This is a genomic window from Thermaurantimonas aggregans, assembly GCF_003851885.1.
GTDB lineage: Bacteria > Bacteroidota > Bacteroidia > Flavobacteriales > Schleiferiaceae > Thermaurantimonas > Thermaurantimonas aggregans.
Genome location: NZ_BHZE01000035.1, coordinates 1 through 10,369, shown reverse-complemented (window position 1 = coordinate 10,369; position 10,369 = coordinate 1). Strand labels below are relative to the sequence as shown.

At 45.8% G+C, this 10,369-nt stretch carries 6 protein-coding genes; 3 read left to right on the top strand and 3 right to left on the bottom strand.

What is annotated here, in order from left to right:
- Together EIP89_RS11135 and EIP89_RS11130 are read right to left on the bottom strand one after the other, a co-directional pair.
- On the bottom strand, positions 1 to 3,067 hold a 3,067-nt coding region (locus EIP89_RS11135; RefSeq protein WP_148086803.1), incomplete at its 3' end, for a hypothetical protein.
- A 142-nt stretch (positions 3,068 to 3,209) separates the two neighbouring features.
- Positions 3,210 to 4,439: a metallophosphoesterase gene (locus tag EIP89_RS11130; RefSeq protein ID WP_124398763.1), complete on the bottom strand. Its 1,230-nt coding sequence runs from the start codon at positions 4,437 to 4,439 to the stop codon at positions 3,210 to 3,212.
- Positions 4,440 to 4,563: 124 nt separating this feature from the next.
- Here EIP89_RS11130 and EIP89_RS11125 point away from each other — a divergent pair, with 124 nt between their 5' ends.
- The 3 genes from EIP89_RS11125 to EIP89_RS11115 all read left to right on the top strand — a co-directional run bounded on the left by EIP89_RS11125 (position 4,564) and on the right by EIP89_RS11115 (position 8,855).
- Positions 4,564 to 5,622 (top strand): DUF4249 domain-containing protein, encoded by a 1,059-nt coding sequence (locus EIP89_RS11125; RefSeq protein WP_124398762.1) that lies wholly within the window; start codon positions 4,564 to 4,566, stop codon positions 5,620 to 5,622.
- A gap of 63 nt (positions 5,623 to 5,685) precedes the next feature.
- Positions 5,686 to 7,239 (top strand): AAA family ATPase, encoded by a 1,554-nt coding sequence (locus EIP89_RS11120; protein WP_148086802.1) that lies wholly within the window; start codon positions 5,686 to 5,688, stop codon positions 7,237 to 7,239.
- Positions 7,239 to 8,855 carry a VWA domain-containing protein gene (locus EIP89_RS11115; RefSeq protein ID WP_245966148.1) on the top strand — a complete coding sequence of 539 codons (1,617 nt, stop codon included), beginning with the start codon at positions 7,239 to 7,241 and terminating at the stop codon, positions 8,853 to 8,855. The genes EIP89_RS11120 and EIP89_RS11115 overlap by 1 nt, the downstream gene beginning before the upstream one ends.
- Positions 8,856 to 8,882: 27 nt before the next feature.
- Here the strand turns inward: EIP89_RS11115 and EIP89_RS11110 are convergent, their stop codons facing one another.
- On the bottom strand, positions 8,883 to 10,112 hold the full coding sequence (locus EIP89_RS11110) for a cysteine desulfurase (protein ID WP_124398759.1): 1,230 nt from the start codon (positions 10,110 to 10,112) through the stop codon (positions 8,883 to 8,885).
- Between the last annotated feature and the right edge of the window lie 257 nt (positions 10,113 to 10,369).

Genomic DNA, 10,369 nt, shown 5'->3' with positions numbered 1-10,369 from the left:
GTATGCTGAACTGGGCTAAAGGTCTTGGATACACCGTCACTGTCTGGGTGGTGGAGTCCTTACAACCGGTGCCGGCTGTTACGACGAGTTTGATCTGAACTGTGCTGTCTTGTGTGTGGCTGTTGTTTGTAAAGGTAAAAGAGGGATTTACTAAGTTGCTAACAAGCGTTCCATTTACATACCAGGCATATTGAATGTTTGGAGTTGAGAGATTGGTGGTATGTACTTGTGTGTCGTGGCATACCCCGATATCCGATAGGGTAAAATCTGCCGTAGGGTTGGCAATAAAAGTGACAGAAACCGTATCATAATTTTTACACTCGTAAATGGAATCTGTTACAATCAAAATGTATAAGGTAGGAACAGTTGGCTTTACATAAATCTGTGCCTGCTTGCCTACGGTGTCGTTATTTGAAGTAATCCATACATATTTATTTGATCCGGTGGCAGGATTACCTATTACTACAGAATCTCCAAGACAAATGACTTTGTTACCACCACCGGCAGCTACAGGAAGCGGGATGATGTCGATGCTAATGCTGTCGGTACGGCTACAGCCAATGGAATCCGTCACCGTCACATAATACTTACCTACTCCTTGGGCAGCATTAAGCGTAACGGTAGGCGAAGTGGTGGACGAAAGCCCGTTGGCAGGCGACCATTGAAAGGTCTTTGGTCCTGTACCACCAGTGACCGTAGCTGATAAGGTAGCCGTGCCATCAATGCATATAAATGAAGGCCCGAAAACCGAAATCTGAATTTCGGGATATACCTGTATTAAAAATTGAGCCGTATCCGTGCAACCCCTACTGTCGGTGACAAAGTAGGTCACCGTGGTCGTTTGGGTTAGGTTGTTTAGCAGAATGGTTGCCGAAGAGTCGGAAGCTCCTGTGGTGGCCTGCCAATAGACACTGTACGGCGGAAGGCCTCCGGTAATCGAAGGTGTGTATTGGAAGGTGTCTCCAAAACACACAATTGTGTCGTTAAATCCGCCCACCTGTGGCAATGGATAGATTTCCACCCTTTGAGAATCCACCGCCTCACCGCATTCGTTTACCAATTTAGCTTTAATCCAATACACTCCCGGTGTGTGGAAGAAGATTTTCGGCAGGGAATCGCCGAGTGTTGAATTGCTGTCGAGCGTCCAACCAGTAGCAGGTGTTATCGACCAGGTGTAGTTTACCGGCCCTAGACTGTCGTAAAATTGATATTGATGAAGAGGATCAACCCCCATATGTACCCATGTAGGTCCGCAATACGCCACAGGAGGGGGCATGGTGATAAAGGGCTTTCCCTTGATGCGAATGACGGTGTCGATTACCAATGTACCACAGAAGTTGGTTTTGGTAAGAGTGATGGTGTATTCGCCAATCTGATGAAATACAGCAGTAAAAATCCGCATAGTCGTATCGCCCTGCGTAATAGTATATCCGGAATCGGGCGTAATAGTCCAATGCCAGTCGTTGTACAAACAGGCCTGCATGGTATCGCCCGGATCGAAAAAGGTCAGCTCAAAGGGCGCACAAAAGGTGGTATCGTTGTTGGGAAATAAAAAAGTTATATCCCCATTGGGCGGCTCGGCCACGCAAATGGTATGTGGTATGGAATCAATTTCACAATTCTGATCATTGCCTACATATTGCCAGATGGTATAATATCCAGGCACCAGAAATCGCACTACGACATCGCTGGTTCCCGAAATCCATTGTGTTGGGTTGGAAGGATTCGTCATAATGCCGAGAAATCCTGAATCCACTACAAACGTATTTGGCGTAATATTCCAAACGATTCTTCCGGTCGAATCGCAGTTGTAATTGCCTGCGCTGAAAAAAGTCCGTATGCCTTTATCGGATGTATCAGAAATTTTTATAGGATCGTTCGCACATACAGTATCAGGAATTGTAAATCCAGCCGTTGGACTTTTTGAAATGACAATGGGAAAAATTGTGGCTGAAGTAGTCAGACAGGGGTTTACAGCGGTGATGGTTACACTAAAAGCATTTGAACTCTGAGCTGAACTATTGCCACAGGACGGTTGAAAAAAAGTGTAAGTAAAGCTGGGCGGAGGTGGATGATTGAATACAATCGGCGGGCTACCGTCGCTTACCTGAATGATGTACTTTGTGCCGGGGGGATTGTTCTGATAGTTATTTATTGGAAAGGTAAAGGTTACCCCTGAACTGTCTTTTGGAAGACAGGCCACGGTGTTGCCCGGTGAGCCGATACCAATAGCCGGGTTAGAGCCATAAAACAGGTTGATCGTCTGTGTCGTGGTACAGCCTTGTCCGTTGGTAAGCACCACAGTCACCTGATAAAAGCCTGGATTAGTAAAATTTAGATTAAGTGTTGACGGCAAAACCGCACCTTGTGAATGCAGGTTATTGTTTACAAAAATTTCGTAATTAGAATATCCCCCGCTCCCGGCAAATGCCAGGGTAAAAGTCGTATTCTGATTGATCGTGCATATGTAATAGGTTTTAACTCCATCGATAGTTGTCGTATCGCCATTTGCAAAAACATTCAAAACAGGAGCAGTCAGGATGTGTATGGTTTTATTTACAGAGGTGGTACAGCCAAATTCGTTTACATAGGTATAAGTGAGCACCTTATTTCCGACACCGGCAAGCGAAGTATTAAATGAATTACTATTTACGCCAGGCCCACTCCAGTTTCCCCCCGCAGGTGTTTCCCAGCTACTCATTGAAAAAGTTCCTTCATTCAAACAAAATGTATCTTTTGGAAAATTCAATGAAACTATCGAGGGCCCACCCACTAGTACATAAACAGATTGCGCCGGGGCATTATTGGTATCCAGATGAACTGGAAAAACACCTGTCGATGAGTAAGTTACTGATAAAGGCTTTGTCGTTGAAAACTGAAAAGGCCCGCCATTAGAATATACCCATGTAATTGAGCCGGAAAAAGGAGTATTAAAAGTTATGGATGTACCTGTACAAATGCGGACTGTATCGTTAATGATTTGGCCTGGAGTCGTTGTGATGAGTTGGGTAAGTCCAGCATTGTAAGAGAGTAGAAAAGTAATTAGCGCCTTTGTCCAACGGAGCATGAGTTTTCATAATCTGTTTGGCATCACAAAAATATTTTTTTTGTTTAATGGCTCTGTTAAAACTTGAAGCAAAACAGGCTATGAGTATGTAAAGTGATGAATGATTTGTTTAAAATGAAATTTTTTAATAAATGAATCTGATTTAAATATTTCTTTTTGTGAGCTCTATTACCGCAATCTCAGGCCAGATGCCTACTCTACCGGGAAAGCCAATAAAGCCCAGCCCACGATTGACATAGAGATACCGATCGTTTTCTTTGTAAAGACCAGCCCATTTCGGATAACGCCATTTCACCGGGCTCCACTTAATCCAACCCGGAATTTCAACCCCAAACTGCATCCCATGGGTGTGTCCGCTCAAAGTGAGGTGAATTTTTTCATCTGTGAACTTGATCTCTAAATCAAAATGTGAAGGGTCGTGGCTCATCAATACGATGAAATCATTGTTCATTGCTGCATCCAGTGCCCTCTTCAAATCGCCGTACTGGGGAAATGGGGGTGCTCCGAAATTTTCAACCCCAGCCACATAAATCGAATCAGAACCCAGCGAAATTCGAACACCTTCATTTCTTAGGTTTATAAATCCAGCTTCTTTTTGAAGCTCAATCAGCTTTTCGAGATTGGCTGCCTTTTCAGTCATCGACTCCCAGGGTACATAGTCGCCGTAGTCGTGGTTTCCGAGAATGGCATACTTGCCATATCGGGCTTCGATTTTCGACAAGTATTCAATAAAGGGTTTAGTCTCTTCGGCAACGTTGTTTACCCAATCGCCTGTAAAGAGCACCAGATCAGGTTTTTGTTTATTAATCAGACGTACAGCCTCTTCAATAGGCTCTACATCTCTAAAACTGCCTATGTGTAGATCTGAAATCTGCACAATTCGAAATCCATCAAATGCATCGGGTAAATCTTGAAAAGAAAGTGGAACGCGATGAATTTTAAACAGATACTTGCCCTTCCAGAGCCCATGTAAAATGGAAGCCATCGGAATAGCAGCTAAGCCAACGGCTACCTTGCTGACGAATTCGCGTCGCGATAGGTCGAAGTGGGATTTAAATGCCGTATTGGCTATCCAGCCAAGAGCTCTGGCAAAATCTTCTATCAAAAGCACAGCAGCTATCACCATTTTGGGCACATACAAGAGGATCATTGCCCCGAAAATCCAAAATGCTGGATAGTATCGGGCAGAGCGGTCGCCTACATACCACACTAATGAAAAAATGGATAGATAAAAAGCAATGGTTGTAACCCAATACACCATGCGTGGCCAAGAACTTTGAAAACCAGTGCGAAAGGCCTGCCATGCGTAATAGTCGATCGCTATCAGAAAAATTAAAGAAATCAGGAAGCGGAGTAGATACACCGAATTCATTTTGTAAAGGAGTTGTTAATTCAAGGAAGATTAATGACCACAGACATTAATCGTTTGTGTACTTTTGAATGTCAAAGAAACGTTTTTGAGTTGATTTCGTTTTAAAAATGGTTGCTAATTTTCAATGATGGGAAAGAAGAATGCGCTTTTATCGTTGGGCATATTTGCTATTATCGCCCTTACCTCTTGCAGCAATGAGCTCAAAGTTAATGCCCCTTGGCGCGACATTCCAGTGATCTATGCGCTGCTCGATCCAGCTCAAGATACCCACTTTGTGCGGATACACAAAGCCTTTTTGGGCGATAAACCGGTAGCTGAAATGGCATCTATTCCTGACTCACTCTATTACGACAACATGACTGCTGTAGTTGAAGAGTATGTCGATAAGCAACTGAGCAGAACTTTTCCGGTTTTGCTGCACCCGAACCCTCCAAAGCTCAATCCTGGTTTTTTCACAACCGATGGATACAAACTCTACTATTTTCATGCACAGCTTAACAACAACGCTACCTACAAAATCATCGTATCTCGACCGGGTGAACCCGACGCAGTGGCTACTACCACGTTAGTAGGTCCTTACCGCATCGTTCGCCCCGTGACCCAACAGCTCAACCTAGCGGGAAGAAGCACCGACTTCGCCTGGACAAAACCTGACAGAGCTACAATTTTTACCTGGGAACTAGACCTCTACTACCTAGAGCAAAAAGTCGATAATCCGCTCGATACAGTCACAAAAGTGCTTACATACGTCTTTAATCACGAGCCCACCAATTTCCCAGCCCAGCTGAATTACACCTTCTCAACCGATCAATATTTTGCTTTTCTGGGGGCTAACCTCGATAGTGATTCTACTGTGTATCGATTTTTTCGCCGGATGCGTATTCGACTGATAGCAGGCCACGAAACACTTGCACAGTTTATTAAAGTGAATGCTCCTACGGGAGGCATCGTGCAAGAGCGTCCGCTATTTACAAATGTTGAAAATGGTGTAGGCATATTCTCATCCCGACGCACCGTAGTGCCGTCAAACATCAATACCGGCCAGGAAATCATCTTCGATTTCGACCAATCTACCCAGATCCGTCTTTACTCCGACCCGGCCATGTGCAACAAGCGTTTTGTGCGCGTCACTGCAGTCGACAGTTGCATTTGCCAGGACGGCAATATCGTCTGCTGGAGGTAAAAGAAAGATATTTAAACGTCGTTTAAAAACAATTCGCTATAGGCTTTGCGTTTAGCTCTTTGTATGAAAGAGCGCATTCAAAAATTGTTGCAACATCTCACTTCAAGTCTGGAGGAGAGAGATGAGGCTGTTAAACTGACTTTGCTAAGTGCCATTGCCGGCGAAAGCATTTTTCTCTATGGCCCACCCGGAGTGGGTAAAAGTTTGATAGCTCGCCGACTAAAATACGCTTTCGCTGACGGCAAATCGTTCGAGTACCTAATGACCCGCTTCAGCACGCCTGAAGAAATCTTTGGGCCCATTTCCATCAAAAAACTCAAAGAAGAAGACCGCTACGAACGCCTGACCGACGACTACCTGCCGGGAGCCAATGTGGTCTTCCTCGACGAAATCTGGAAGTCGGGCTCAGCCATCCAAAATGCACTTCTTACCATTCTCAACGAACGCATCTACCGCAATGGCACCCAAGAAGTAAAAGTAAACCTCCACGCCATTGTAGCAGCCAGCAATGAACTGCCGCCCGATGGCGAAAGCTTTGGCCCTCTTTGGGACCGCTTCCTCATTCGCTACCAGGTACTCCCCGTCAAAAATCCACAAGCCTTCCTGCGGCTCATCACAGCTAAAGAGGATGTCTATCAAGATACCATTCCTCTTGAGCTGAAAATCACCCTCGATGAATTGCGAACTTGGAATGAACAAGCGGAAGGTGTAGAAATACCCGACGAGATCGCAACGGTAATTCATGTCATTCGCCAAAAGCTCGAAGAAGCTGAGCACACCACACCAGATCTTACCCCCTTCCGAATCTACGACCGCCGATGGAAAAAGATCATAAAGCTGCTGAAAGTCTCTGCCTTCCTTCACAACCGCAAGGCTGTACACCTCAGCGATGTATATTTGTGTACGCACTGCCTTTGGAACGACACAGCTCATATACCTTTAGTGCGTCGCATCGTAACAGAAACCATACGCGAACACGGCTATAACACGGCCCTGCGACTATCGCTGCTCACTGCCGAAATTCATCGCTTCGAGTCAGAAGTACAGGCTGAAACTCAAATTAAAGTAATCGATCTGGCAGAAGTCCCCAAAACGATAAAAGACGAATACTTCCGCCTGGAAAAGTGCGACGAGTTGCCTTCGGCAGCATACATTAAAATTACTGATTACAAAATCCTGCAGCCAAACGATTTTCAGGTCATCAATGTCTTCGACGACGACTTTAAGCTCGTGTATCGCCTACAAACCACCTTGGGTACACGGCCGTACAGCATTCGCATATCGCACAACAGCCGCACCATTCAACTTGACCTTCAATGCATAAAACAAGAAGTAACTCGTACCATCTGCAAGGCACCTCATCCACTTGTAAAAGCCTACTGGGACGAGTGGGGCCAACGCCTTACTCAATATCTTGAAGAGCGATTTATGGCCTTACAAAACGACATCCCTCAGGACCTACTCGCCGAGCGCGACCACCTTTTCAGCGACGTTTCGGTCTTTGAACTAATCAGCGAAAATTTTGAAAAGACCCGAAAGCGCCTTGATGCCCTGCGCTTGCGCCTTGAGAAGGCTCAGCACCTCTACACCTCTGTACCTCAATCAGAAAAAGTGTGATGCGCCTCGACGACGACTTTCGCCTGGCAGAAGACATTGATGCCTTCGTGCAATTCGGCCAGATACTTACCCGCCGGATGCGCTGCTACATAGCCGATTACCTCATTAAAAAAATTGGCGTCAAAACTTATTGGAAACCTTCAGAAGAACTGCTTGACTCCTACCAAGTTCACCTGAGCGCTCAGCTCGATTACCTCTTTGAAAACGAACAAGTACTTTCAGAGCTTTTGAACAATCAACTGCTCGCTCGACGAATATTGTCAGAAGTGCTCTTCTTTTTTCGCAATGTGGCCAAAAAAACTCAAAAACAACACCCCTGGCAATGGGAACAAGCAACTCTCGAAGGATGGACTGCACGTCCAATAGCCAACCTCCTGAAACAGTGGCCCTACTTGCTGCGCGATATACTTGCCACTGGCGAAGTAGACGAAACTCAGATCGCCTACCATCGCACCCGGCTCAAAGAGCTCGAACAACATTTTGACGAAACCTCTTTTGATCTGGTCATAAACGACCTCTTGTCTCTTTGGGATGCCTCTCTGCAAGCTCGTATACTCCGCTGGCAACTGAGCCAAATCGAAGAAGACTACCAGCAGCTCAAGCAGAACATAGAAAACAAAACTCTCGAAATCATTCGTGTAAAAAACACTTTGGGTCAGTTCACCGATTTTCTAAATCCTGACTGGAATCTCAGCAATGCCCTCATACGCGAAGAAGACTTCAACGTGCTCGAGCAGTTTGACACCTACCTGAAAGACCACAATTCCCTTCAACAGCTAGCCGACATGCTCGGCAGCCTGCGCGAAGCCGAGTTGGAAACCGTCGAAGAGCACTACCAACGTCAGCTCACTACCTACAGCCTTATGCGCAATCCCAACTTTAAAACCGAAATCACCGGCATCACCCTCGGCGATTCGCTTCCGCAAGTATTGCCTCAAGAACTTAGCTTACTCGGCGAAACCGACACCGAGTGGAAGTTTCTAAAAAAATTTGCTGACCACCAACTCCTTCAATGGCAATACGACGACAGCCTCCGAATCAAGGGCACTGAAGAAGTCCTCGAGTCGCGAACGCTCACCCGCAAAAAGAAAAAAGGCCCCTTCATCGTATGCGTTGATACCAGCGGCAGTATGGAAGGTGTACCTGAAAAAATTGCTAAAGTTCTCTGTTTTGCCATCATTCGAATGGCTGCTTCCTATGAGCGACCGGCATATTTGATCAACTTCTCCTCAGGCATTAAGACCATCGATCTCCGAAACGTTTCAAATGAGCTCGGCGCATTGGTCGAATTCCTCAAAATGAGCTTCCACGGTGGCACCGACATTTCTCTCGCGCTCGACGAGGCCTTACGCCAGCTCGAAACTCATCAATATAAAAATGCAGATGTACTGGTCATCTCCGACTTCATCATGTACCGCATCTCTGAAGACATCATGCAGCGTGTAGCGCGCCAGCAGCTCCACTACGGCACAGCTTTTCACAGTCTTATCATTTCAAACGAAGCCAACGAACGCGTCGTAGAGCGCTTCGATCATGTATGGCTCTATAACCCGGACGATAAAGACATCGTACAGCGCATTTACAAAAGCACCCAGCAGTTAGGTCTTTCAATCTGATCAGATAAAACTCTCTATTTCAAAGAATTATCGAAGCATCTTAATAGCCTTGCGCAAGGCATTGATGAAGAGATCTATTTCCTCCTTGGTGTTGTAAAAAGCAAATGATGCACGCACTGTACCCGGAATGTTGAAAAAGTCCATCACTGGCTGAGCACAGTGGTGCCCTGTGCGTACCGCTATCCCGTAATTGTCGAGCAATGTTCCCACATCGTAAGGATGACATCCATCTGGTATAAAACTTATCAGCGAAGCTTTCTGTGGTGCTTGTCCATAAATGCAAATTCCACCCATTTCGCGCAAGGCGGCTGTCGCATATTCAAGCAATTCTTGTTCGTAGGCTGCAATTTGTTCCAGGCCCACACGCTGCAGATATTCTACAGCGGCTCTCAAACCTATAGCCCCCGAAATATCCGGCGTGCCCGCCTCAAACTTAAACGGCAATTCAGCCCAGGAACTTTTCTCAAATGTCACCGTTTTAATCATCTCTCCACCGCCCATATAGGGTGGCATAGCCTCAAGCAGATTTTCGCGCCCGTAGAGCACACCTATACCGGTGGGCCCACACGCTTTGTGGCCCGAAAAGGCGTAGAAGTCAGCCCCAATCGCCCGCACATCTACCGCCATATGCGGAATGCTCTGCGCCCCGTCGATCAAGATCACTGCACCTGCCTTATGCGCCATTTCTGCTATTTGCTGTACAGGATTGATCGTACCCAATGCATTCGAAATGTGATTTACCGCCACCAGGGCAGTATTTTCCGCTTTGAGCAACCGGTCGTACGCCTCTAAGTCGAGCACCCCATGTGAGTCCATTGGTATTACCCTCAACTTCAGGCTATAGCGTTCAGCGGCCAGCTGCCAGGGCACGATGTTAGAGTGGTGCTCCATGGCCGAGATTAGTATCTGCCAGCCCCGAGGTACCAGGCTCAGATAAGCATTGGCTACAAGGTTGATGGCCTCCGTTACACCCCGCACAAAGATGATCTCGTGCGCATGAGCAGCATTCAAATGCCGCGCTATCGTCAGGCGCGCATTTTCCATCGCCTCTGTGGCCAGCTGGCTCAGAGTGTGCACACCACGGTGCACATTGCTGTTGTATGTTTTATAATAATCTGTAATACAATCAATTACTTGAATTGGCTTTTGACTCGTAGCCGCATTGTCCAGGTACACCAATGGCCTATCGTGTACTGTAGCCGACAGTATCGGGAAATCCTTTCTGACATTTTCCACCGAAAAAGTTACTGTATCCATCACGTGTTTAAGTAGTAAACAAAAGTACTGTTTAGAATGATTATAAACTTCCACAAAATCCTAAAACTTCACTTCTTCAATTCTTCCATGATTTTTTCTTTTTTTGAGTTTTTTGGGCGTGTCCCAGGCGAGAAGCTGTCCTAAAAGAGGGCAGCTTTTTTTTATCAGTTTTTAAATGGTATTTAATGTTACAAAAAATGAATTAGACTTAAAGCAGGTTTTTGGTAGTGATATTTCAAAAAATTGATTTTTGAAGT